Source organism: Acetobacter senegalensis (assembly GCF_001580995.1).
Taxonomy (GTDB): Bacteria; Pseudomonadota; Alphaproteobacteria; order Acetobacterales; family Acetobacteraceae; genus Acetobacter; species Acetobacter senegalensis.
The window spans coordinates 1-25,322 of the sequence record NZ_LHZU01000100.1; the positions used below are offsets into that span (position 1 = coordinate 1).

Annotated in this window: 16 protein-coding genes; 5 read left to right on the forward strand and 11 right to left on the reverse strand. The window is 56.3% G+C overall.

The features are described 5' to 3' along the window. Positions 1-460 precede the first annotated feature (460 nt). From AD948_RS03175 to AD948_RS03225, 11 genes are all read right to left on the reverse strand, one after another. Positions 461-1,393 (reverse strand): serine hydrolase, encoded by a 933-nt coding sequence (locus AD948_RS03175; RefSeq protein ID WP_248845902.1) that lies wholly within the window; start codon positions 1,391-1,393, stop codon positions 461-463. Positions 1,394-1,493: 100 nt separating this feature from the next. After that, a complete protein-coding gene (locus tag AD948_RS03180) occupies positions 1,494-3,569 on the reverse strand; it encodes a S9 family peptidase (protein WP_061470670.1) in 2,076 nt (691 codons plus the stop codon). Continuing rightward, positions 3,566-4,831, reverse strand: a complete 1,266-nt coding sequence (locus AD948_RS03185) for a serine hydrolase domain-containing protein (protein WP_061470672.1) — start codon at positions 4,829-4,831, stop codon at positions 3,566-3,568. Before AD948_RS03185 ends, AD948_RS03180 begins: the two co-directional genes overlap by 4 nt. After that, complete coding sequence (locus tag AD948_RS03190) at positions 4,828-7,272, reverse strand: penicillin acylase family protein (RefSeq protein ID WP_156478908.1); 2,445 nt, start codon at positions 7,270-7,272, stop codon at positions 4,828-4,830. Before AD948_RS03190 ends, AD948_RS03185 begins: the two co-directional genes overlap by 4 nt. Position 7,273: 1 nt before the next feature. Next, positions 7,274-8,482, reverse strand: a complete 1,209-nt coding sequence (locus AD948_RS03195) for a D-amino acid dehydrogenase (protein ID WP_058989122.1) — start codon at positions 8,480-8,482, stop codon at positions 7,274-7,276. Positions 8,483-8,650: 168 nt separating this feature from the next. Beyond that, positions 8,651-9,832: a serine hydrolase domain-containing protein gene (locus AD948_RS03200; protein ID WP_061470674.1), complete on the reverse strand. Its 1,182-nt coding sequence runs from the start codon at positions 9,830-9,832 to the stop codon at positions 8,651-8,653. Beyond that, a complete protein-coding gene (locus AD948_RS03205; RefSeq protein WP_248845903.1) occupies positions 9,829-11,421 on the reverse strand; it encodes a serine hydrolase in 1,593 nt (530 codons plus the stop codon). The genes AD948_RS03200 and AD948_RS03205 overlap by 4 nt, the downstream gene beginning before the upstream one ends. Positions 11,422-11,684: 263 nt before the next feature. Beyond that, positions 11,685-14,570: a TonB-dependent receptor plug domain-containing protein gene (locus AD948_RS03210; protein ID WP_082782279.1), complete on the reverse strand. Its 2,886-nt coding sequence runs from the start codon at positions 14,568-14,570 to the stop codon at positions 11,685-11,687. Positions 14,571-15,099: 529 nt separating this feature from the next. Continuing rightward, positions 15,100-16,305 (reverse strand): acyltransferase family protein, encoded by a 1,206-nt coding sequence (locus AD948_RS03215; protein WP_338076673.1) that lies wholly within the window; start codon positions 16,303-16,305, stop codon positions 15,100-15,102. Next, entirely contained in the window at positions 16,298-19,156 is a 2,859-nt protein-coding gene (locus tag AD948_RS03220; RefSeq protein ID WP_006558560.1) for a TonB-dependent receptor domain-containing protein, read from the reverse strand. Before AD948_RS03220 ends, AD948_RS03215 begins: the two co-directional genes overlap by 8 nt. A gap of 154 nt (positions 19,157-19,310) precedes the next feature. Next, positions 19,311-20,204 (reverse strand): LysR family transcriptional regulator, encoded by an 894-nt coding sequence (locus AD948_RS03225; protein ID WP_058987362.1) that lies wholly within the window; start codon positions 20,202-20,204, stop codon positions 19,311-19,313. 249 nt (positions 20,205-20,453) lie between these two features. Here AD948_RS03225 and AD948_RS03230 point away from each other — a divergent pair, with 249 nt between their 5' ends. From AD948_RS03230 to AD948_RS03250, 5 genes are all read left to right on the forward strand, one after another. Then, entirely contained in the window at positions 20,454-21,941 is a 1,488-nt protein-coding gene (locus AD948_RS03230; RefSeq protein WP_061470678.1) for a sodium:solute symporter, read from the forward strand. Continuing rightward, complete coding sequence (locus tag AD948_RS03235; protein ID WP_061470680.1) at positions 21,938-23,257, forward strand: exo-beta-N-acetylmuramidase NamZ family protein; 1,320 nt, start codon at positions 21,938-21,940, stop codon at positions 23,255-23,257. The genes AD948_RS03230 and AD948_RS03235 overlap by 4 nt, the downstream gene beginning before the upstream one ends. Before the next feature lie 20 nt (positions 23,258-23,277). Then, positions 23,278-24,198, forward strand: a complete 921-nt coding sequence (locus AD948_RS03240; RefSeq protein WP_061470683.1) for an N-acetylmuramic acid 6-phosphate etherase — start codon at positions 23,278-23,280, stop codon at positions 24,196-24,198. Positions 24,199-24,256: 58 nt separating this feature from the next. Next, positions 24,257-25,057 (forward strand): glucosamine-6-phosphate deaminase, encoded by an 801-nt coding sequence (nagB, locus tag AD948_RS03245; RefSeq protein ID WP_061470685.1) that lies wholly within the window; start codon positions 24,257-24,259, stop codon positions 25,055-25,057. Between the two features lie 22 nt (positions 25,058-25,079). Next, the coding region (locus AD948_RS03250; RefSeq protein ID WP_156478909.1) for a hypothetical protein at positions 25,080-25,322 on the forward strand (243 nt) is incomplete at its 3' end.

Sequence of the window (25,322 nt, forward strand, 5' to 3'; positions counted from 1 at the left end):
TGCTCGTTGCTCGTTGCTCGTTGCTCGTTGCTCGTTGCTCACACGGAGCACAAGGATCTGACAACAGCAACAGTTGCCTGCCTGCACATTTGCTTCAACGAGAAACAGGTGGAGAATGCGAAAAATCCTCTTTCAGATTTTTCCATTTGTTGAAATGTAAATGCGTTACGATCGTCTCTTGGTCAGTCAAAGAGGGTTTTTCGAACGCCTCAGGTACTTTTATCCGAAATCAGATGTTGTTTCTTCAGCATCTTTCAAAATAGGAAAATAATCTCTCTCGCCGGAAAAAGTGGGATACCCCCTACTCTTCCCAGACAAGACTTCGAAGCCCGCTTTTCAACGGCTGAAATCCCTTCAGTGCCGTTTTCTGAGATGCTTCAGAAAATGCCCTCCCCTCCCTGACAGTGACAGTGACAGTGACAGTGACAGTGACAGTGACAAATCATGTAATTGACTGCACTCAGAGGGAAGAAGCGGTTTGTTTTTGAAAATACGTATAGGTCTGTTGGGATAGAGTATTGAGCACCTTGATCCCTGCCTGTTCATCTGGCAGGTCAGACGTCAGCACCACCAGAATATAGTGTTTGCCATTGGGCAGGGTGACAATCGCGGCATCATTTCGCACACCATGGACCCACCCTGTTTTATGGGCCACGGGTGTTCCTGCCGGCAGTCCGGGTGGGATGATATCGTTAAACTTCTGACCCAGCATGATCTGAACCATGCTCTGACTTTGTGCCTTCCCCACAATCTGCCCGTTATCCAGCTTCTGCAAAAACGCGCCCAAGCCTCGTGCCGACACCTGATTGCGGATACCTTTATCGTTCGCGTCAAAATCTTCAATCATGCGGCCAAAAACAATACCGTCCAGCCCTTGGGCTTTCACAACCGAACGGATAGGCATTACACCCAGTTTTTCTACCATCAGATTGGTGGCCAGATTGCTGCTGTACTGGATCATGACCCGCAACAGTTCTGAAACCGGCACGGGCTTGCCTGCCTGCGCGTAAAGAGGATCATAGGAATCCTCCTTCTGATCTAACGCAAAGGTTCCGTTGCCCACCAGAGAATGAAAGCGGTTATGGACCGTAACGGTATCCTGCGCGTGCAGGGTACCCTTTGTAAAAGCATCATACGCTGCATCCAGCACAAACAATTTGATGGTGCTGGCCGCGTTGATCAGATCATCACAGTTCAGGCACACTGCCGGAGAGTGACCACTCAGGGCAGCATAAACAGCAAAATGCCCGGGTTGCGCCTTCACGGTTTTGGAGATGCTCTGCGCCAGTGGCTCCTCAGCCGGAGCAGACGCGGCATGGGCGGATACAAACGGGAAAAACGACCCCACAAGAAAAGTGCTAGCCAGAACAGCATATATTTTCAGGCTCTTCATAAACATAGGTCCGCCTTTCTCCGTTATCCGCCCATCCCGTGCGCCTTATGGCTTAGTGGTACGTTCTATTCCGTCTTCACCCTCAACACGCCGGGCGCTCTCAATGCGTGTGCGGACCGAGTGTGCGCGCAAAGAACGTATCCATCCACACATAGGCCGCAAGCCAGTCCTGCATGCGGAGAAAAGCGTGGCGTTCATTGGGGAAGGAATGTTCCTCATAGGGAACTCCCTGCTCGGATAACAAGTTTGCCAGCATGGTGGATTCCTTAAAATCCACGTTGTAATCATCATCCCCGTGCACAAGCAGGACAGGCGCATGCCAATGGGCGATATCCGCCACGGGGGAGGACTGCCATTCAAGATCATGCGCCGCCTTGTTCTGGGCGGGAGAAAGACCGAACTTATCGGGGCGTGTCATGTCATGCACGCCATGAAAATCCGCCCCGGCCGCGAAGACATCACTATTACGGGCAAGCGCCAGCGCAGTCAGATACCCGCCCCAGCTTCCACCCCATATGCCAATACGGGCAGGATCAACATCTGGCCGAGTTTTGAGATAGGTGGCGGCGGCAAGCACATCCCTGTATTCACTGGCTCCCTGACGGCCAATGTCCGGTGCATTGCGAAATGCCTCCCCATACCCGGTGCCACTGCGATAATTGACGGAAAGCACCACATAGCCCTGCGCGGCCAATGTCTGGTTCATGGCATAGGCATTGGAATAATAGCCCATGCTATTGAACGCAGGCAGCATCTGCCGGTGCGGGCCACCATGAACAAACACCAATGCCGCACGGGGCGTTTTGGCATCACCCTCTGGCACAAACAACTGCCCGTGCACCTCTCCGCCATCCGTGCTTCGGAAAATAACGGTGCGCGGCGTTACAAAATGCGTATTTGCAGGCAGTTCTGGCACAACGGGCGTATGCTCCGTATGACCCTGCGCCAACAGAACCGGATGTGCGGTTTGCGTAGCACTGGCTGCCATCACGCCCACGCTGCCGCCTGCAAGGGCGAGGTCTGTCTCCATCGCCTCACCCTGCGTCAGGCGATGGGGTGCTGCGCCATCCAGCGTTTGCCGCCATGCATGCCAGGCATCAACATTGCCCGCATTACTGGTATAGAAAAGCGTTTTTCCATCAGCAGACAAGCGATAGGATGAGACTTCAGCCTTGTCTGGCGTCAGACACTGTGGTGCGGCCGCCGTGGCTGTTTCCACACGACAGACACGCATCCATCCGCTGCCTTCCCAAGGGAAGAGCAGATGCGTGTTATCAGACCACAGCAGGCCACTGCCTTCTGGTGCAAAAAACCGTCCGCCATGCCCGGCAGGCGGTGTCCACACCACATGATCTGTATTGGTGGTCAGATCATAAACATGCAGGTTCCAGAAGGCTGCTTTTGGCAGGCTCTGGTATGTAAGCGGCGTGTGCTCGCGCACAAACGCTACAAACCGACCATCTGGAGAGAACGTCGGCAGGCTATCCTGCGCGAGTGCGGGAGCAAGGAACGCCATGGTCGCGGGTTTAAGACGCCACACGCCCACCAGCGCATGTGTGCCACGGTCAAGTGTGAACGCCAGCGCCGTACCGTCCGGCGCCCATTGCAAGGAGGTCAGACTGCCGCGCACAGTCATAACTTCCTTTGCCGCACCACCAACAGGCGCCAGAAAGAGAGACCCTTTCTGCGTGAAGGCCAGCATCTGTCCATCTGGCGAGAAGGTAGGGTTCCAGCCCTCGCCCATCTGTATTTCTTTGCCGCCGTCCAACACCAGATGCACGGTTTGATGGGTACCAAAAGCGGAAAGATTGGGGTTCGGAGAGGGATCATCCGGATATTCCGGGTCTCCGCCCTCCACATAGGCCAAGGTTTTCCCGTTAGGAGAAAGAGCCAGGCCCCATAAATCTGTTCCATCATCCTGCGTAAAATGGGTCAGCGCCTTGGGTGCGCCAGTGGCATCTGCGGCCAGAATGTTGCGCACACCGTTGCGTTTTTCGCCCCATGCAAACCGATCAGCCTTGCTGGCCCCCACCAGATCCGTTGCAAACGGTAGCGCCAGAAGTGCCTTGATCTGCTGGCGGGCTCCGGCTTCATCAAAAGGGCGTGCCTGCGCCGGATGGGTGCTGCAAAGCGCGCCTGCAAGCAGGGCAACAGCCAGAGGGAAACGACGCATCATGGCTGCACTCCTGCCAATGCTGTGAAAATTTTCTCTTCCACTCTGGAAAAAGACGAATATTGGCCGGGGCGCACCTGATCATAATCCGGAAAGCCATCAGCCGCGAACAGATAGGCATCACCATTTTGCGGGTTATACCAGAAACCGGAATGCAGCCCGTAAGCATCTCCCAGATGCCCACGTAATCCCCCCTTGTAACCGGGATAGGGGCTATCAGCCTTTCCGTTGGTGTCTTTGGCACCTGTGAGCAGAAACAGGCTCAAACCGTAGGCACTTAACGGATATGGGCACTCGCCATTTTTGCCGTTAAACTGCCATGTGGGTGTTTCCATGGCCTCAATGTTCTGCGGGGCAAGCAGCCTGACACCATCCAACGTGCCCCGCTGGATCATGAACTGCGCCAGACGGGTCAAACCCTGCACGGAAATACGCAAACCACCCTGCGGAGAAAATATGCTGCCGTTGCTTCCAATTTTGTAAGCGTGCAGGGAGTCTGCACTCCAACCCTTGAGCGGCTGGCTGTCCACTTTGGCTTTATAGCCTGTTGGCAAATGCTGATAAATTGTGGCCAGACGCTCCGGGTGTTCCAGTTCCGCCACGTTGTAGCCGCCATCAATTTTCAGCGGTTCCAGCACATGGTGTTTCTGATACTGGTCAAACCGTTCTCCACTGGCCCGCTCCATAATAGTGCCCACAAGCCCGTAGCAGAGGTTGCAGTAGGTAAAATACGTGCCGGGTGCATGCCCGTCATGGTAGGAAAAATGATAGTCCTGACTGCCCGGTTTGTGTGTTTTATCAAAAAAACTGCTTGCCGGTTTATCGGGCGGCAGAACATAGACATCTGCATCCCGAATGGATGACGTATGGTTCAGCAGCATCCGCACGGTAATGGGCGTATTGGGAAAATCCGGATTGCGTAGGGGAAAACCAAGATACTCCGATGCATCATGATCCAGATTGATCTTGCCCTGCTCCACCAGTTCCATAAGCCCGATGGTGGTCACCACCTTGGAGATAGACGCGATACGGAACAGGGTTTCTTGCTCAACCGGAACAGTCTGTTCACCATCACGCCGCGCAAACCCGCCATAATACTGATAAACAGGCTGACCATTGTGCAATCTGACCGCCGCCAGCCCCGCCAGAGGCCGCGCTTCGGCCTGTATCAGCACGGCATCCATGGCTTTGTCTGTCGGGCTTTCCGCCAGTGCTGCTGTCGTGGAAAGCGCGAGCACCAGAGCGAAGCAGACAGCATATTTCATGGTGTTTTTCCTTTTGGATACAACACGGCATGGTGTCTGACTGCCGCTTGCACGGCACTTGCAGAAAACACCAGAGGCTGCATGGCCCCCTTCAGCCACGGTTGCAGGAAATCTTCATAATGTCCGCTATCCGGCAAGGCGGACTGGCCCGGAAAATTGAGGAACAGGGAATGGTCCCATGCCCCGACATCACACACCATCAGATAACTGGCCCCGCCTGTTACGGCATACGGATTCTGCCCATGCGCCAGCGCTTTTTGTGAAAGATCAGGATTATACCAGCGGGCCATAACGGTGTAGGGGTCGCCCCCGCTATGGGTTGTTTCGCCGCCTATGGGCAGAAACGCCTTTGCCACAGCCTCAACGGCATGAAGCGGGTGCCGCAGTTGCAGCGTATGCAACGTGCCCCATTGCCATGCGGCTGCGACTGGCCCCATACGGTCACGCGCTTCTTCCACAGCCTGTTGAAAAGCCTTGACCAGCAGCGCATCCCGTGCGGCTTCCGGTTTGTCACCGACTCTGCCGTCTGGTTTCTGAAGGAAGGCCAGAAGCACGGACGCATTGAGCGGTTGTGGCAGAAGCGCGCGCAGATTTTCCGGCACCAGCGCCTGATAGAACAGGGTGTTCAGCCGTGTCCACCACACTTCATACAAGGCCGCTGCAGCGCTTGTGGCCTCTACGCGGCCATCCCACCGCCGCAGCAGATCCGCTTCTGCACGGATATCAGCAGGCACATCCGGCAGTAGCTTCACGACGGAAAGCGCAAGGTGGGAAAGCGTGTCATGTTGCAAAGCCACACTCTGCGCCAGCGTGGCATGGGGTGACGCAGCAAGAACCTCTGCAACGCGGTTGTACCGGTAAGGATCTTTCCATTCATAACTGACGCAGCGCTGCTCGTACGGATAATCCGCAGGCAGGTTGAGTTCATTGGATGTTCCAAACCAGCCGCGTGCCGGGTTGAAGCTGTTCGGCAGCGCATCCAGCGGCTGAAGGCCTTTCCAGTCATACCGCCCATCGCCCGGGGCGGGCATCAGCCCATCATAACCGCCTGTGCGCTCTGGCAGGCCACCAGCAGCCTGCCAGCCAATGTTGCCCGCGGTATCTGCATAGGTGAAATTGGTCGGGCTGGTATGGAGTTTCAAAGCTTCACGGAAACTGGTCCAGTCCTGCGCCAGATTGATGCCGATATTGGCCAGCATGCCATTGGCACCCGGATACAGCCATGTTGCGGAAACCGCCACTGCCCTGTTCCGTGCTGCATTTGTGGACACAACCGGCCCCTGTGCCGCATAGCGGAGTGTAACCGTGCGTGCCGCTTCACCCCGGACGGCAATGGTTGTTTCCGTCCGTTCCATCTCCACCCAGCGCCCATTATGGAAATAGCGCTCAGGGTGAGCAGGATGCGTGCGCAGGATGAACAGATCTTCCTGATCAATGTGAAAATTGGTGCGCCCAAAAGCAAAATGCGCGTTATGCCCCTGCATGACACCCGGCATACCTGCGGACCCACCCCCAATAACATCCAGCCCTGGTGCCGTGAGGTGAATAACGTGTCTGGGCCCCGGTGAACCGAAACTGAGATGCGGATCATTTGCCAGAATGGGGCGGCCTGTTGCCGTGCGGGTGGGGGCAATCACCCATGCGTTGCTGCCCTCGTTAGCACGCCGGTGATCGTCCTCACTGGCAGACGGGGGCGCATGCAGGCCCGAAAGCGGCAGGCTGGCCTGCAAAACGCCAAACAGGCCAAGGTCCTGTTCTGTTACGGCATGGACATCCAACCCGTCCGGCACCCGGAGCGTATGGGCCGGGCGCAGTGGCATGATCAATGCATCGTAATCCAGCGCACCCTGCGCCGCCAGACGGGCGCGACGGATTTCAGCCTTGGTGTTGCCGGTGGCCTCTGCCCGTATCCGCACCAGATCAAGCACATCCCACTGCAACGGCTGGTAGGAAAAAATGGTGAATTCCGGGGGCAGTTTCTCGCCAGTGGCACGGACCTGTTCAAGATAGGCGTTGATACCCGCCACATAGGCGCGGGCACAGGCCTGCACCGTGGGCGGAAGTGCTGCAAATTCCGCCTGCGCATCCCCCCTGAACAGGAAAAGCCTGTTTGCAGTATCAGACGGCACGAAATCAGGCCCGAACACTTCCGCCAGCCTGCCTGTAGACCGCCGATAGTCAAAATCAAGCTGCCACAGCCTGTCCCGCGCGATCAGGTAGCCGTTGGCAAAAAAAGCATCCGGCACGGACGCGGCGCACACATGTGGCACACCCCACTGATCTTCAAACACCTCCACCGGGGCCGCCAGCCCCTCCAGCCCCAGCAGGCGGGGAGACGCGGCCTTGCGGGCCAGAGCCCGGGTTCCGACCCCTGCCAAGCTGGCGGCGACACCGCCCAGCAGCACATGGCGACGAGAAAGAGCGGTGGCGCGATGTGTCATGTTACGATTGCATCCCTTCAACAAGATCCTGAATGGTCAGGGCGGAGCCACCAGAGAGCGTAAACCCGAGCGCACCGTGGCCAACATTCAGAAGCAGATTACGCCATTGTGTTCGCCCCACAAGGGGAACCCCTGTTGGGGTTGCTGGCCGCATGCCTGCCCACGTAGCGGCAGAACTGTAGGGCCCGGCTGCCGGAAGGGTTTCCTCTGCCAGACGCTTCAGGGAGGTAATACGGCGCGGATCAAGCGAGGCATCAAGCGCACCAATGTCCACCATGGCGGCAATACGCAGCCGCTGGCCCAACCGCGCATACACCACGCGGTTATCATAATCCGTGACGCTGACATCCGGCAGCACGGCCGGATCGGCCTCCACCGTCAGGCTATAACCCTTCAACCCATAAAGAGGCAGGTTAAGGCCAAGCGGTTGCGCCATAGCGCGGGAGGCCAGCCCTGCGGCCAGCACAATTACATCTGTCTGCTGCGGTGTTCCGTTGATACGCACACGGCACTGCCCGGCCCCGTCGTCCTCAAGCGTTGCCGCGCCTTTGACAAGATGAAAATTCTCGCTCTTCTGCAAGGATTTCAGAAGCGCCTGACAGAACAGATAGCAATCCGCCACTTCATCATCCGGGGAGAAGATGCCTCCCGCCAGCGCGGGCGCAAGCCCTGCAAAGGCCGGTTCCACCCGTGCGCATTCTGCCGGGGTCAGCACCTGCTCCTGCTGCGGATTGCTGACAGCCTTGGCCGATTTGGAAAATTTGTGTGCGTTTCGATACACAACCAGTTTGCCCGGCCGCCGCCACAGAAAATCGTCCAGCCCTTCCTGCCGCCACTGGTGCAGCGCCTGTTGCCCACGCAAGGCAAGTTTCAGAAGCCGAGCGGTATTGTTACGATTTGTTCTGGCATTGCAGGCCCGCAGAAAATCTGTCAGCCAGCGCCATTGATGCCAATCCAGCCGTAATTTCAGGGAAATGGGAGAATCTGCCCGCAACATCCATGAAAGCGCCTCCAGCGGTACTCCGGCATCTGCCAGAGGCCGCACATAGCGATAGCTGAGCTGGCCACCATTGCCAAAGCTGGCCTGTTCGCCAACGTGGTCGTCCCGCTCCACCAATGTTACGCCGTGTCCGGCCTGAATGAGGGCGTAAGCGGTTGTCAGGCCAATAACGCCACCCCCTACAACCGTAATTGTCCGCTTTGCAGGCATAAAAACCGCCAACCCCTTTAAAATGGTGCCCACCGGCAAACCATGTACACAACAACACGTTCACCGATGTTCCTGAGTGAAAAATCTAAAAAGAGACTCTTCTCCACACCATTTAAAAAATGCCGCCCCCCCATAACTTGAGGTTAACCCTGGCAGCACACCTCATCCTTACGGCACAGCAAGAGGCAGCCCCAGCGCCTCCCCTACCGCTGTTGCAACATCATGCCGCAGATGCACCACGCTATGCCCCCCATTGGGGTGAACACGGTTGGTCAGGATAAAAACATAACAGTCGTTATCAGGGTCTATCCATAAGGACGTACCGGTAAAACCGGTGTGCCCGAAAGACGCATGGGACAGACGGTCGCCCTTTGGTGACGCATAGGGAGACGCAATATCCCACCCAAAACCGCGCAGGCTTTTCTGGCCTGCTGGCTGTTGCGGTGTTGTCATGCGCAGCAGCGTTGCACGGCTGAGGGGAAAGGGGCTGGGTCTGCCCGCACGTTTATCCAGCAGCGCCTGCGCATAACGCGCCACATCCTCGGCAGTGGAGAACAGGCCCGCATTCCCCGCCACGCCGTTCATGCGCCGGGCCGTGGGATCATGCACCACACCCCGCAGCATGGTGCCGTGCTCATCATACTGGGTTGGCGCAATACGTGCCTGCTGGGCTGCGGGCGGTAAAAAGCCCGACTGCGTCATGCCCAAGGGGGCCAGAATGTTCTGCTGTGCGTAAACATCAAGCGTTTGAGACGTTACTTTTTCAACCAGCAGACCAAGGGCAATAAAATTGAGATCACTATAAATAAAGCCGCTACCCGGTGGTATTTTGGGAACCGCCTGCATGATGCGGTCCGTAGCGGCCGCCTTGCCCCACCAGTCTGGTGTGCGGGGCAGATCCGGTTGCAGGCCGGAAAAATGCGTGAGTAGCAAACGCACCGTGATCTGCGCCTTGCCGCCTGCCGCAAACTGCGGAAGATAAAGGGCGACCGGGCTATCAACATTCACCAGTCCCTTTTCCACAAGCTGCATGACAGCCAACGCGGTGATCATGGGTTTGGTGAGGGACGCCATGTCAAACACGGTGTCCCACGTCATGGCCTCGCGCTGTGGCTCAAGACTGCGGGCGCCGAAGACACCGCGATGAATGAGTTGCCCGTGCTGACCCACGCCCCACACTGCGCCGGGGCATTCCCCTTTGCTGATGGCCTGTTGAAGCAGCGCATCAGCCTTTGCAAATCGGTCAGCTTCCCGTGGCGTCTGGCAGGCGGAAAGACCACCCTGTGCCAGCAGGAGAGACGCCCCTTGCAGCAGCCTTCTGCGAGAAAGGGCGGGACAATGGATCTTCATTGATCGGAAACCTTGAGGGGATGCAGATCCTGCGCGTCAAAACTGAAGTCAGACCCGACCACCTGCATGTGGAACCCTGTGACCTTGCCGGATGTATCGCGCTCAAACTGCACGTAGCTGTCATCACTCGCGTCATTTGCGCGATCCTGCCATTTGGCCACGAACAGATCATGAGGTAGAGCGGACAATGTGCCGGACAGGCCATTGGCCTTACTAAAACTCATCACAAGGGCGTTGTCTTTCAGAGAAAGACGGATATCCCCCCGCCAGGCATCATGATAAAGGCCGACATAGTCTTTCAGGTCTGACACCGGCAGAGAAATGAAGGGCCGCGCGGGTGAGCCCGGTCCGGTTGTGGATGCCTCTTTCGCGGCTTTCTCCTCCGCCTTTTTGGCGTCATCCTGCCAGTAGGAAACCCAATCCTCAGTTTTGCCGGTGGCAATAAGGGAGCTCATGGTCAGGGCGATGGAATAGGTTGCGTGGTGATCATCATGATTGGTGAGCACGACCAGGCCCGTATTCTTTTCCGGCAACATGGAAACATAACTGACCATGCCGCTGACCGTGCCGGTATGCCAGACACGCTTCAGGCCGAAAAAATCCTCCATGAACCAGCCATAGCCATAAGCGCGGAAGTGGCTTTGTGTTTTGGTCGCACTATCTGGAAGAGGCAGCAGCGCATGAGGAGCCCATAGCGCATCCCGCTGAGCAAGACTGATGATTTTCCGGCCATCCACTGTCTGGCCGCCATTCATCAGGGTTTGCACCCAGCGGTTCATGCCGTTCACGCTGCACCACACGCCGCCCGCAGGGGCCATGGCGACCGATTTGCGGGCTGCGCGATCAGGCAGTACACCATCGCTCCCCTGCCCTGCCGCAACATCTGTCTGGCCTTTAACCGGAAACGTGCTCTGGCATGCAGGAAGAGCGGCTGCATCAATCAGGTGGGTTTGCACATACTGCTCCCACGTCTGGCCGGAGATTTTTTCCACCAGCGCACCGGCCACCACATACAGCAGGTTGTTGTAGGCATAATCCGCACGGAAGCGGCCCGTAAACGGCATGTAGGGAAGAGCCGCCAGAACATCCTTGCGCGTGAAGGTGCTGTGAGAGAACAGCATCAGATCTCCGGCACCAAGCCCCATGCCGCTGTGGTGGGTTAACAGATCACTCACCCGAAATTCCCGCGTAATCCATGGATCTGCCACGCGAAACTCCGGCATCACATCACTGACGCGATCGGTCCATTTCAGTTTACCTTCATCCACAAGGGTGGCAAGGGCGGTTGCGGTAAATTCCTTGCTGTTGGAGCCTATGGCAAACAGGGTGGTGGCATCCACCTTTCCGCTTTTTTCATCCTCAGCCTTGCGGCCATAACCTTTTGCAAAAACAATTTTTCCATCATGGATCACGCCAACCGCAACACCGGGCACCTGAAACGCCTGCTGTGTTCTGCTGACAACATTATCAATCTGCTGTTCTGTCAGACCATCTGGCAGAGAAGCGGCATGAACGTGCGTGCCACACAATGCCAGGAGCAGAGCCGCCAGAGGAATACGCCGCAAGCCTGTGCCTGCGTGGTGTTTCATTCTTTTGTGTGTAAACGCCATTGTGGTGAATGCCTGTTTGTAAACCATGAAAAACTCATATGGCAGGACGGTACCAAGAGCCAGAGCGAAGATCCTGATTTGAACACTATTGAAATTGAAAAAAATGTGTAGATGCAATTAGCAATTTTCTTAATGATCAGAAAAAACGCATGAGCCCTGCACAATATACAGGGCTTGGTGTTTGATCATTCCAAGTTCATGACAGAACTCATGCGTATCAGAGCAGTGTTTACGGGCTGCTGTTAGAGTTCAAACCGAACCCCGCCGCGGAAAGTACGCCCAAGCAGGCTGCTGTAGGTGCTATCAGCCGCAAGACCGCTTTCTGGCACAAGCACCGGCTTGGAGTTGGCCAGGTTTGTAATATTCAGGAAAACCTGCATGTTGCCGATATTCTGATATTTGAGCTTATACGTGAAGTTCATATCAAAATAGAATGTACCCTTAACGTGGTTTTTGTCGATCGTCGGGAAATACGCGTTGTAGGCCGGGCACCCTGTGGCGCACTGCACGTAGCTGTTTGAATAGTTACCCGCACTGATACCGCGTGCAATGGCCGTTACGCTGAAGCTGGGCAGGCTATACGTGGCGGAGAAACGATAGATCCATTTGGGCGGGCCAGACGTGATATCACCCGCAGTATTGATAGCCGGGCTCAGCCCTGAATCCGCAACATATTTAAGATAGTTACTTGCCTGACCGTGGACTGTCAGAACCCCTGGCACCTTGGCAAAAATGCGACGCACCGGAAGCCTGTAACTGGCATCAATATCAATGCCGCTTGTGGTGATCTGGCTGAAGTTGAACGGACTTGCCTGAATAAACAGATCACGGTTGCCGGAGGTATCCGGGCCAACAGCGGAGCAGAAGCTCTGATTCCCTTCATAGCACTGGTTGACAATATCTTGTGAGTAGAACTGCTGAATGGCGTCTTTCAGTTTGATATGGAACCAGTCAACCGAGATAGACAGGCCCGGCGCAAAGCGCGGCGTGATGACAGACCCCACCACTGTGGAGTTTGCTTTTTCAGGCCTGAGCTTGCTGTTGCCCGTTGTCATTTCCAGCACAGTGTCCGTCGCACCCGTCGCCGGATCAAGAATGGATGTTGTACGGGAAGTGCCGCCCTGATACAGTTCGTTAATGTTTGGCGCTCTGACATCACGTGACTGGGTTGCACGGAACAGAACATCCTGAATGGGCTGCCAGGTTCCCCCAATTTTCCAGGTGGTGACATACCCTGAGGTAGAATAATCAGTTCCACGCACTGCGCCATTGAACGTCAACCCTTTTGCAAGGGGGACTTCCGTTTCAAGATAGGCTTCCTTGACGTTGTAGCCACCATTTGTTGGCAGGAAGTTGCCCACAGACCACCCTGACTGATACGCCGTTGGCACATATCCGGAGGCGCGTTCGTCTCGGTATTCGCCACCTACGGCAACGTTCACATCCCCAGCCCATGTTGCAAACGGAATCATGGACAGGTTTACGCCTGAAACAATTTCCTCAAATTTTTCATCACGGTAGGGATTGCCCAGGGCATAATCAATCGCGTCAGACGATATGACGCCGGTTCCCAGCCAATCTATGGGCGAACATCCATTGGAGGGGTCTGTCAGTGTTGAACGGCAAACAATGTTTCCAGATGCCGAACGCACAGCATCAGTCGCATTTTTGATCTTGGCGTTGTTCATCACGTTATAGATCTGCTCATGCGTGCGGGTTGCGCTGTACTGCGCATAGGCACTCCATGAAGCACGCTTGCCAAACATCTGAAAATTGCCTTCGCCACCAAACGTATAACGCTGCACGTTCCGTCGGTTATCCGTCCTGCGATACGGCATGTCATGAGCGGTGGTGCCCAACGTGACGGAGGAGACATCTTTCAGTGCATCCGCCCCCAACGCGTCAATCAGATAAGGATTGTCGCTCGTCAGGTTAACGGATGTCATATACTGGGGGCCAGCGTTGTAGATGTATTCGCTTTCATTATAGGCCCCTTCAGCATAAAGGGTCATCCATGGCGCAACATCGTAGCTCAGACGGCCAAAGAGGTTTTTGCGGTCACTGCCCGGCTGGAGGCCGATATTACGCCCGTTATCGGCAAGAGAATGATCGCCACCGATAGATGTTGTGGACGTGCTGAGAGAACCGTAATTGTAATGATTAACGCTTCCGCCTTCTCCGAAATAAATGCCTCTCAGAGAATTCTTAACCGCACCCGTTGATGAGTTGATGATGCCACCCGGCAGGGCGTTATTGGTGCCGCCCGGCCCGCGCACAATGTAATAAGGCTGGCCATTGCCTACGGCATAATCAGGATTAGCGATAATGCGGTTGCCGTTTTCGTTCCATTTGCGCGTTACGCTGTAAATGCCATCTTCATGAGCGTAATCGCCGCTCAGCAGAACATGGCCTTTATCATGCGCAAAACCGAACCCACCCGCGATTGATGTTGAGTAATTGACGCCGTCACCATAGGTGGAAATACCGGAATCTGCGTTAACTTTCAGGCCTGTATACGTCTTGTCGAGCACGAAGTTGGTGACACCGGCAACAGCATCTGACCCATACTGGGCAGACGCACCGCCCGTAACAACATCAACCCGTTTTACAAGCTGTTGCGGCAGGGTATTGATATCAACAAGCCCGGTAATGGTGGAAGGCGCGGTACGGCGGCCATCCAGCAGAACCAGAGAACGCACCGCCCCCAGGTTTCTCAGGTTAAGAGCATTGATACCCGCTGTGCCACCACTGAGTGCCAGACGAGAGTTCTGCGGCGTCTGGCTTCCTGCAAATTGCGGAAGCTGATTGACAAGATCAGCAAGGTTGTTGGTGGGGGACTGATTGGCAATATCACTCTGCGTCAATGTGCTGACAGGCGTGGGTGATTTGGCATGTGGGTTGGCAATACGGCTTCCAGTAACCGTAAGGACTTCACTGTTGGCGTTTTTCTTGGCGGCAGACGGCTTTACTTTTGCGCCCACGTGAGCGGCCTGTTTGTTTTTCGACTTTGTAGCCTGTGCATCAGGGAGGGATTCAGCATAGGCCGTATCCGTAAAGGGCAAGACCGTTCCCGATGAAAGCGCCACAAAGAAGAACAAAAAACTACGCTTTTTTGCATAAGCCGTCATAATTTTTTCTTCCTGGATTCTGGTAAGGTGGCGTTCTTATGTTGCGATGTGTCACCAATGTGGCGAGTTAACGTTTTTGTGTCGATTTCAAAACTATTTTTATCCGTTAACCTAGGGTTATCGCCAAGATATGCTCAGGTTTTCAATCATTATCCTTAAGACCCCGTATAAGGATAAGAAGTATTTATTGAAAAAATTTATAGATAAAAAATTTATCCGTAAACTAGATTTTATAGTTTTTTAAAAAATAGAACGGGTAGATATTCAGATATATCCGTATTAATTTTCGGTAATGGCGGGAAAATCCACTTTTATTCTATCACGTATTCTTCCTGAAGATCCCCCCTTTTCTTGAAGAAAAAACCTTAGCACCCCGTTTTATCTCTTTCTAAAGGGATTCGCTTGATAGCAAGCATGATACATGGGGCCACTTGCCCCCTTTCCAAGCCCGCCACTGCACACAGGATGCGCAATTCTTTTTATGGGAGCCCCCTCTTGCGGGTGCCTGCCAGTAATCCGGGGGAAACCGCTAAAGCCGAATGAAGATCTTCTTCCGGTACAGACCATAAACCGGCAGGAAAACAAGAATAAGGAAGCAACAGGAGAAGAAGAAAGAGGTGAGGTTTGAGGAAGGATAACCCGCCCGTAGCGCCTGATATATCCCGCCCTCCAAACTTGTGCTCCCAGCTACAGGCGACGGCAGCACAAGAAGGGTTTTGGCCAGAAATCCGGAGAACAGAAAGGCAAAAACAGCATTCATGCCGAACATCTGACAAAAAGTCGCAATGGCTTGAATAATAGTGTTTTTGTTCTGTAACCGCAGGACATCAAAAATACCGTCACAAACCGCCAGACCGCACAGTGCTGCACCAGAAGAGACAAGCGTGAATGAACTGGTCCACAAGGATTTGTTCAGCGGAAATACCTGCCCCCACAACAGTCCCAGCAGAATGCTGGCACCCCCGGCCGCCATAAAGAGCATAGGCCGACGAGCGGGTGAGATATCCTTCCTTCTAAAAACCTGCCCAGCCAGAACGCCGGACAAAGTGGTAGCAATAGCCGGAAGCGTGCTTAAAAGTCCCTCAGGGTCCCATGTTTTTTCATACAGGACGCCTGTATGCAGCCATGTCTGGCACCATGCGGAAAACTGGCGGTCCAGCCATGCGGCCATATTTTGGTCTAGGTCAAGAAACGCAAAATCCTTCCCCGGCCACCCTAGCCCCGGAACCGGAAGCGCATACAGAATAGCCCAATAGGCCAGCAGAATGAGACCAATGACAGAGACAAGAAACCCGGTTTTGCGGGAGCAGAGATAAAGGCTGGCGGCGGCCACGTAACACAGGGCTATCCGTGTCAGGACACCAAAAAAACGCAGATGCGTGACGTGGAAAAAAGGATACAGGCTAAGAAGCAGCTTGAGCCCGACAAGCGCCAACCCCCGCCAGGCAATGTGGCCTACCAACTGGCTGCGCTGCGCCCCTTCCCTCAGCCGTCTGTCAAACGCAAAGGGGATGACGCACCCCATCAGAAAAAGGAAGAACGGAAAAACAAGATCGGCCGGTGTGCAACCGTTCCATGCCGCGTGGTCCAGAGGTGACCAGACCCTGTTCCAATCTCCGGGGTTATTGACAATCACCATGAACACAATTGTTGCGCCACGCATGATATCAATGGAGACAATGCGCCGGGGGAGCGGAAGCCCTGTGGCCTCCGCCCCATGGTCAGGCCTAGAAATGAACTTGTGCTTTCAGATAAACATAGCGACCGGAGTAGTCATAAATTCCGGGGGCCGTATTGTAAGACCCGTTTGCGTAGAACGTTGGGTCCTGACCACCAAGGTTTTTAACACCGCCGGTTACGGTATAGATATTGCCCGTGTAGGTCACCATCAGGTCATGATAGAAGGTCTGATCCACCTTGTACCACATGGACAGGCCCGGCCCGTAGGATGAGTTGGGATAATAATTGAACCCGTCCGTATAGCGCAGCATGTATGTCAGCGCCCATGGGCCGTGCGTGTAGGTAATGGTGCCGTTGGCCACCCACTTCATGGGGCCGTAATCCGTGCCCAGATAGCTGACAAAAGGCTGATTTGGCTGTGTCTGGGTTTTATAAGCCATCACATCCTGAATATCCGCACCGAATGTCAGAGCGTTATTGTAATCAATCGGCACATGATAGCTGGCGTTGATATCCAACCCATCTTCAATAAACGCGCCCATGTTGCTCTGGTAACGGTTGACCGGGTTCAGCTGCCCATTGAGGTCTCGTCCGTTCAGGATTGAACAGTAGGAGCTGGAAAAATTGGCGCTGCTGTAACAGCCATTGAGTTCTGTAGAGAGCGTCGGATAGCCGATGGTTTCCGTAATATGCGTATGGAAGTAATCAACCGTTGCCGTAAAGCCGGGCAGGAACCGGGGTGTCACCACCGTGCCGATGGTATAGGTACGGGAGATTTCCGGCTGAAGATGAATGTTACCACCCGTCTGGTATTTGATAACGCCGTTATTCTGCTTGAACGTATCCGGATTGATGCCCTGTGCACGGCAGTTGCCCGCCACAATGGACTGCAAGGAACTGGGGAAGGTGCCGATATACGCGCAAGGATCACGCGTGCCGGTCAGACTGATCAGGTTTCCTTTGTAAAGTTCCTGAATGGTCGGGGCACGGAACCCGGTGGAAATATTGGCGCGGAAGCTGATATCCGGCACGGGGGCATAGATCAGGCCCGCATGCCAGTTATAGGTCTGCCCATAGGTGTTGTAATTGGAAAAACGGCCAGAGACTTCAGCAGAAAGCGCTTTAGCGCCCGGAAGGTCTTTCAGCAGCGGAATACTCAGTTCGCCAAACACTTCGGTCACGTTGTAACCGCCGCTGGTATCCGTGCGATAGGAGTTTGAATTGAGACCGGCCTTATCCTCGTCAGAAGCGTGCCAGTAGCCATCCAGACTACGGTGCTCCACCCCAACGGAAATGCCCAGCGGACCATAGGGCAGTTTTGCAATATGCTTGTTGGAGAACGTCAACTGTACGTCACGCAGTTCCTGCGCTGAGGGATAGGTATCCGTAAAGCCGATATAATTCGCTGCGGCCTGCGACATGGACCCGGTGAACGGGTTATAAGACGCACACCCGGCAATACCGGCGCACAGGTTGGGATCATAATACCCTTCTGTGGACCCAGCGCCGCCGGTCTGATGGAAGCCCAGCGAATTTTCAAGATTTCTCCAGTTTACCTGATTGCTCAGGCTGGAGGATGTGACGGTTTTACCGAATGAGAAGAAGCCATCATATGTCCAGCCGCCGGAATGTGGGAGCGCGCCACGCACCCCGCCGGTAAACTGATACATGTTGATATTGTTGTATCCATATTCCCGGCCCAGACCGAACATACGCTGATACATTGCGACATCTTCACCAAACGGGTTGCCCGGTGTGCCAGATGGCACAACCACCGCGCCGGAATTTCCGGTCAGGGTTGTGGCAGGCGTGGCTACATACATGGGGGTGCCCACATCCTGCGTCTGGGTGTGGGTGTAGTTGGCGGTCATGTAAAGCTGGACGTAATCATTCACATCGAAATGACCCGTGCCGGACAATGCGCCCCACTGCTGCTCGGAAATGATCTGATTATCTTTGGAGTAATCGTAATTATCATTCCAGCTATAGGGACGGTACCCGCCGTGACCATCAGAAATGACGGACTGCGCCACACCATCACTTTGGGCTGTAAGCGGTGCGCCACCATTTACTGCGGCAAAAACAGGCTGGGGTCCGTATTGTGAGCCAAAATACTGGGCCTGCCCCGGCGGGTTGTTGACCTTGGCTTCTTCCATCGCCCATTTCCGCTGGTCGGCTGCCATGGGGGCCTGATAGTTGTAGGAACCAGCAATAGTAAAATTGCCCCGATCATGCATGAAGTTGAAGCCATGCGCGATGGTGACATTGGCGGTCTGGTTATCACCATATTCGCTGATGCCGCCATTGGCTGTAACGGTAGTGCCTGTAAAATTCTTTTTAAGAATGATGTTGACCACACCCGCAATGGCATCTGACCCATAGGTGGTGGAAGATCCGTCTTTCAGAATTTCAATACGGTCCACCATGGCGGGGATGATCGAGTTCACATCCGGGCAGTCAACGGAGCCATTGCCGTTTACCATACGGTGACCATCGACCAGAACAAGCGTGCGGGCCACACCCAGACTACGAATATTCAGGCAGGAGCCGCCATCGTTACTGAATGTGTTGCCGGAGAACCCCATGGAGGGAATATGGGCAAAAACATCCCCCAGTGTCATGGAAGATGATTTTTGGATCTGTTCACCCGTAATCATGGTAACGGGCTGAATTTCCGCCGTTTCCTTTGCGCCCAGATGGGTGCCGACCACGGTAATCGTCTCGTTCTTGCCCTCGGCCGTTGAGGAAACCTTGGAACTTTTAGAGGATTTGTTGGTGATGGCCTTACCAGTTGTGGTGCCTGGCAGGGAAATGATCTGGGCGTGCGCCTCAGTCGCCCAGCCGTAACAGAAAGCTGAAATTCCTAAAAGAAGTGCTGCTTTTCTACAAGAACCTGACCCTCGCATAACGTGCTTCCCTCCCGCCCCGACTACCATCTGAATACGATAGCGCAATGGTCAGAAGAAAATGGACATCTGTCCATGTCAAAAACATCTGCTTCCATTAGCCAATGGTTAAGACAGGCCCGAATGACCGGACAGAAATGGCGGCTTTCCGCAGTTAGAGCGTTGGCAAAGCCGCGAGATCACGTTTTATCTCTTCCTTGAGAAGTGTGAGAATATCTTGCGAGATATGGGAAAGTGCGTAATCCGCCCGGAAGAGAACCGTGCAGGCCATGCCCAGCGGTGGCTTGAGCGGAAGCGGCGGTGGCAGGCCCGGATGATGCAGGGCCGTCAGCCCATCCACAATGGCGCACCCACCGCCAAGCCGCACCAGTTCGGCCGCCATGTAATGGGTTCGCACCCGCACAACAGGCACGGCAGACAGACCCGCTTCCTCCCACGCCATATCCAGCAGGCGGGCTGTGGGATCGTTCTCGCTCAGGCCGATATAGCGGGCGGGATCAATGTCCTCCAACGCAACGGGGCCTTTGGTGCAGTTCTGGTCAATCAGCACCAGCGGTACTTCGGCAATATGGCTGGCGGTCAGGCCCTGTTTTTCATACGTGCCGAACACAATGCCCAGATCAAGATCATGGTTGAGAATGCGCGAGACAATCTCCGGCCCATGCAGCGTATCAATTGTGAGTTCGTTACCCGGATGGGTGGCGTGATAACGCTGAATTACCCGTGGCACCACGCTCAGCCCCAGGCTCGGCACGCAGCCTATGCTGATGGCGTGACCATCCCGCGCGTAGCGGAGGTTTTCCGTCAATCTTTTGAGATCGGACACTTTCTCAAAAATGGTGTTCACATGCGGCAGCATGATCAGGGCCTCACGCGTGGGCACAAGCCTGCCGCCCGTACGCTCGAACAGCGCGAACCCCAAAGACTGCTCCGCATAGCGCAGAACCTTGCTGGCCGCAGGCTGAGAGACATGCAACACTTCAGCAGCACGACGCAGGGAACCTGTGGACATGATCGCATAGAAAACTTCGATCTGACGTAAACGCATAACGGGCGTTTCATCCTTCCTGTTTTATCGTGTTCCTGAAACACACAGTCTCTGCGCGGGCAGCGTGCAGAACGCGTTCCATAAAGACGCAAGCCTGCCTAGCCTGCTGTCCTGTCATAACAGAATGTTAACATGCCACAACAAAATTGAAAGACACAATGCCCCGTGCCGTGTTGTCCCCCCGCCAGCTTGGCCGCATACTTGCCCCTGCATTGCAGGGAGAGACCAGACTGTGAAGACACGGCTTTTATGACCATACTTGATCTGGCCGTGATGCTCGCCTACCTGGCGGGCATGCCGCTGCTGGCCGTAGCTCTTTCGGGCCGCCAGGCATCCACCGCCGCGTATCTGGAAGGCGGGCATGATCTGCCATGGTGGGCGCTCTGCCTTTCCATGGTGGCAACGGAAACCTCTACCCTTACCGTTATCAGTGTGCCCGGCGTGGCGTTTGGCAGCGGCATGGTGTTTGTGGGGCTGGCCCTTGGCTATCTGCTGGGCCGTGCCATTGTGGCCTGGAAATTTCTGCCGCTTTACAGTTCCGGCCGCATGTTGAGCGCGTATGATTATCTGGGCCAACGCTTTGGTGGCCGTATGCAGCGTGCGGCCTCCGCCACTTTTCTGGGCACCCGCGTTCTGGCGGAAGCCGTGCGGCTGTTTGCCGGCATGCTACCGCTAACGGCCATGCTGGCCGCTGCCCATATGGCCGTGCCCCGTACCCTGCTGCTGGTTTGCATTGTGGGCATTACGCTTTTTTACACCTTATGCGGCGGCCTGCGGGCGGTTGTGTGGTCTGACGCCATTCAGTTCTGCCTGTATCTTGGGGGCTCCGCTTTGTGTGCGGCCCTGTTGCTGCATGGATTGCCCTCCGGCGCCTTCAGCACATTGCAGCATGCTGGGAAATTTGCATTGTTTGCGCAGGCATCCGTCCCTTTCAGCAGTGCTTTCACCCCTGTTGCCGCCATTGGCGGGGGCGCGTTGATGACGCTTGCCTCCCACGGGACAGACCAGTTGATGGTGCAACGTGTGCTGGCCGCCCGTAGCCTGAAGGAAGCCCGCATGGCGCTGATGGGCAGCGCCGTGGGCGTGGCGGCGTTGTTCTTCCTGCTTTCCTGCGTTGGCATTCTGCTGTGGATGTATCATGGGCAGGTGCCGTTGGCGCAAACGGGCCTATCCTCACCAGATGCCGTGTTTCCTGACTACATTGTGCACGGGCTGCCACCGGGGCTGCGCGGGCTGATGGTTGCGGCCATTCTGGCGGCCACCATGGGGTCACTCTCCTCCACCCTGTCCGCCATGACAGCCGCCACGGTGGGAGATTTCTCCGCGCTCTGCACCCGTCTGAGCCGGATGATCAATGTTGGCCCGCTGGCGCTGGCGCGTGGCATTACCGTGGTCTGGGCTGCGGCTCTTGTTGGCTGTTCCCTGCTGTTTGCACAGGGAAGCCAGTCCGCCGTGCTGCTTGGGCTGTCCATTGCCGCCTGTAGTTATGGCCCCATGCTGGGCACCTTTCTGGCAGGCATGCTGCTGCCCTCCGCCCGCTCTGCCGAACTTCTACCTGCGTTTTGCGTGACCGTGCCGCTGATGCTGCTGGCCATGGTGGCGCTGCACCCCGGTGGCCATGCACTGGCGTTTCCGTGGCTGATTCTGCTGGGCATGGTGCTGCTGTTTGTATTTGCCGCGGGCCTGCATGTGGTGCGCGGCGTGATCTCCCTGCCCGCCAAAAGGCCTAAATCATGACCCGTATCAGCCGCCGCGCTCTGGCCACACGCGCCAGCAAACTTGCTCTTCAGGCTGCTGTGGGACTGGGGGGAGCCATGACAACACGCGGGGCTGCCGCTACAGCCCACGCTGCCCCGCCCGCACCAACCTCCTGCCAGAAGCAGGCCACCGCCCCCGTAAAAACCGGCTTTGAAAAACTGCGAGACGCCAACTACGCTCCCCTCAAGGGCCACAAGGTGGGGGTCATTGCCAACGTGGCGAGCGTGGATGCTGCACTCCGCTCCATTGTGGATTGCCTGCATGACGCGCCCTCCGTGCAGTTGCACGCTGTTTTCGGGCCGGAGCACGGGTTCCGTGGTTCCATGCGGGAAGGATTTTCCGAGCCCGAAACACAGGACCCGCAAACGGGCTGCACAGTGTATGACATCTACGCCAAAAGCGGAGACGCGCTGAAAAGCATCCTGAAAAAATCCGGCATTACGCTGCTGATGTTTGATGTTCAGGATACGGGATCTCGGTTTTACACTTATATCTGGACCCTGTTTGACTGCATGGTGGCCTGTGCGCAGCTTGGCCTGCCGCTGCTGGTGCTGGACCGCCCCAACCCCATTTCCGGCACCGATGCTTCCGGCCCGGTGCTGGACCCGGCTTTGTCCTCCTTTGTGGGGCGTGCGCCTATTGCCCTGCGCCATGGCATGACGGTTGCGGAACTGGCGCGGCTGTTCAATGCCGCCTTCATGCCCGCACTGGCGGGCAAGGCCGCCACGCTGGACGTTGTGCGCATGGAAGGCTGGCAGCGCGGCATGTTTTTTGAAGACACCGGCCTGACATGGTGCCCACCCAGCCCCAACATGCCCTCCGCGCTGACGGCGCTGGTGTATCCCGGCACCTGTTTATTTGAGGGCACATCCTTTTCCGTAGGGCGTGGCACCACCATGCCGTTCCTGTATCTGGGCAGCGCGGGCGTGGATGGCCGGATCTGGGCAGAGCAGGCTGCTGCGGCTGGCTGTGCCGGTGCCGCCTTCCGGGATGTGTGGTTCACGCCGCAGGTAGACCCGTTCAAAAACACGTTGCTGCATGGGCTGCACTGCGCCGTTATGGACCGCACCGTGTTTGACCCGGTTGCCACCGGCATGACCCTGCTGAGCACGGGCCGCAGGCTGGCCGGGCCAGCCTTCTGGCGCGGGAATGGCAAGACATTTGACCAGCTTTGCGGTAGCCGAAAGATCCGCCCCCTGCTTGACCATGGAGCAGACGCCACAGCATTGGCCGCGACATGGCAGGCTGATCTGGACCGCTTCCGCGCCCTGCGCCACACGCATCTTTTATACTAGAGAACAGGATTTTCCGCTTCATGACCTCCACGGTTTCGTCCTCCGCCGGTGTGCCCGCCAAAACTGAAATGTCTGATTCCCGGTATGAGGCACTTGATCTCTGGCCCACGGGAACCCTGCTGGAAGCGCTGCTAGAAAGCCAGCTTGGTGCGGTTTCCGCTGTCAAAGCCGCCCTGCCGGGCATGGAAGACGCCATAACGGCGGCCCTGCCGCGCCTGCAGCGCGGTGGGCGGCTGTTTTACGTGGGGGCAGGAACATCAGGCCGCATTGGCTTGCAGGATGGGGTGGAACTGATCCCGACCTATGGCTGGCCGGAAGACCGGCTTGTGCTGCTGCTGGCAGGCGGAGACGCAGCGCTGTTCCAGCCCGTTGAAGGGGCCGAGGATGAAGAAGACACTGCCCGCGCCGCCATTGCCACCCACAAGGCCGGGCCGGATGATGTGGTGATTGGCGTAGCAGCCAGTGGCGGCACGCCCTATACCTGCGCCGCCCTGACCGCCGCCCGCGCGGCAGGCAGCCTGACCATTGGTTTTTCCTGCAGCCCGGACGCCCGCCTGCTGCGCGATGCCGAGATTGGTATTCTGATTGAAACCGGCCCGGAAGTGGTAGCAGGCTCCACCCGCATGAAAGCCGGAACAGCCCAGAAAGTGGCGCTGAACATGCTCTCCACCGCGCTGATGGTGCGGCTGGGCCACACGTGGCGCGGGCAGATGGTGGATATGCGGATAGTCAACGCCAAACTGGTGCGCCGCGCCCACCGTATGGTGCAGCAACTGACAGGCTGCACCGAGGCCGAGGCCCACGCCGCGCTGGAAAAAGCCGAAGGCAGCATCAAGCTGGCCATTCTGGTGTGTTTTGGCTTCACCCCGGAGGAAGGCCGCACCGTGCTGGCTGAAAACGGTGGCAATCTGCGCACCGTTCTGGCGCAGACGCAGCGCTGAACACCACCCGCAATGCCCCTGCCCTTCCAGCCGTTTTTGCAAAGGACCTTGTAGGACCATGAAAGTCTTTCTGTGCCCCAACCGCACGGATCTGGCCCGCCTGACGGCCACCCTTCTGGCCGAGCAGATCAGCCGCAAGCCCAATTCTGTTCTGGGGCTGGCCACTGGCCGCACCATGGAGGCGGTGTATGCCCACCTTGTGCAGCGCCACCGGGAGGATGGGCTGGATTTTTCAGGCTGCACCACCTTCAATCTGGATGAATATGTGGGCCTGCCTGCAACGGATGCACGTTCCTATCATGCCTACATGCACACGCACCTGTTTCAGCATGTCGGGATTGCCCCAAGCCGCACACATCTGCCCAACGGCATGGCGGCAGATCTGGCAGCCGAAGGGCAACGGTACGATGCCGCCATCAAGGCCGCAGGGGGCATAGACCTGCAACTTCTGGGGTTGGGAGAAAACGGGCATATAGGGTTTAACGAGCCCCTTTCCTCCCTTGCCTCCCGCACGCGCCCTGTTGTGCTGGCCCCGGAAACACGCCAGCAGAATGCTGGACTTTTTGATGGCAACCCGGAGTCCGTTCCGCCTCTGGCGTTGACCATGGGCACTGGCACCATTCTGGAAAGCAGGCGCATTGTGCTGACAGTGGCTGGCAAAGCCAAGGCCGAGATGCTGCGCGCCGTGCTGGAAGGGCCAGTGACAGCGCAGATCAGCGCCTCGGCCTTGCATTTTCATACCAACTGCCTTGTTCTGGCAGATGAAGACGCCGCCAGCGCCCTGACCATACGCCCGGCACTGGACCATGCCTTGATGCATGACCCGGAATTACGCGCCCTGCACACGCTGCTGACCTGAGAAGAAGGACAACGGATTTTTCATGATGCGACAGATCACCCGGCCCATGCGCTGTTTTCTGGTTTCTGCAACGGCGCTGGTCTGGTCTGCCGCCCCCGCACTGAGCGCCCCTGTTACGAGCGGGGCGGGACTGGGCGGGGCGGAAAAACCCGTTATCATGCCAGCGCCCTCCAGTATCCAGACCGATGGCGCAACGTCTCCGTTGCCCAAAACCATCGTGATCCGGTGGGATGGAAAAGCGCTGCCCGTTCTGGTCACGGCGGTT

Excerpts from the sequence above, each read along its gene's own strand:
- AD948_RS03180 (WP_061470670.1), bottom strand. The coding sequence starts at position 3,569 with ATGATGCGTCGTTTCCCTCTGGCTGTTGCCCTGCTTGCAGGCGCGCTT.
- AD948_RS03220 (WP_006558560.1), bottom strand. The coding sequence starts at position 19,156 with ATGCGAGGGTCAGGTTCTTGTAGAAAAGCAGCACTTCTTTTAGGAATT.
- AD948_RS03210 (WP_082782279.1), bottom strand. The coding sequence starts at position 14,570 with ATGACGGCTTATGCAAAAAAGCGTAGTTTTTTGTTCTTCTTTGTGGCG.
- AD948_RS03235 (WP_061470680.1), top strand. The coding sequence starts at position 21,938 with ATGACCCGTATCAGCCGCCGCGCTCTGGCCACACGCGCCAGCAAACTT.
- AD948_RS03185 (WP_061470672.1), bottom strand. The coding sequence starts at position 4,831 with ATGAAATATGCTGTCTGCTTCGCTCTGGTGCTCGCGCTTTCCACGACA.
- AD948_RS03175 (WP_248845902.1), bottom strand. The coding sequence starts at position 1,393 with ATGAAGAGCCTGAAAATATATGCTGTTCTGGCTAGCACTTTTCTTGTG.
- AD948_RS03205 (WP_248845903.1), bottom strand. The coding sequence starts at position 11,421 with ATGAAACACCACGCAGGCACAGGCTTGCGGCGTATTCCTCTGGCGGCT.
- AD948_RS03225 (WP_058987362.1), bottom strand. The coding sequence starts at position 20,204 with ATGCGTTTACGTCAGATCGAAGTTTTCTATGCGATCATGTCCACAGGT.
- AD948_RS03240 (WP_061470683.1), top strand. The coding sequence starts at position 23,278 with ATGACCTCCACGGTTTCGTCCTCCGCCGGTGTGCCCGCCAAAACTGAA.
- AD948_RS03230 (WP_061470678.1), top strand. The coding sequence starts at position 20,454 with ATGACCATACTTGATCTGGCCGTGATGCTCGCCTACCTGGCGGGCATG.
- AD948_RS03200 (WP_061470674.1), bottom strand. The coding sequence starts at position 9,832 with ATGAAGATCCATTGTCCCGCCCTTTCTCGCAGAAGGCTGCTGCAAGGG.
- AD948_RS03190 (WP_156478908.1), bottom strand. The coding sequence starts at position 7,272 with ATGACACATCGCGCCACCGCTCTTTCTCGTCGCCATGTGCTGCTGGGC.
- nagB (WP_061470685.1), top strand. The coding sequence starts at position 24,257 with ATGAAAGTCTTTCTGTGCCCCAACCGCACGGATCTGGCCCGCCTGACG.
- AD948_RS03195 (WP_058989122.1), bottom strand. The coding sequence starts at position 8,482 with ATGCCTGCAAAGCGGACAATTACGGTTGTAGGGGGTGGCGTTATTGGC.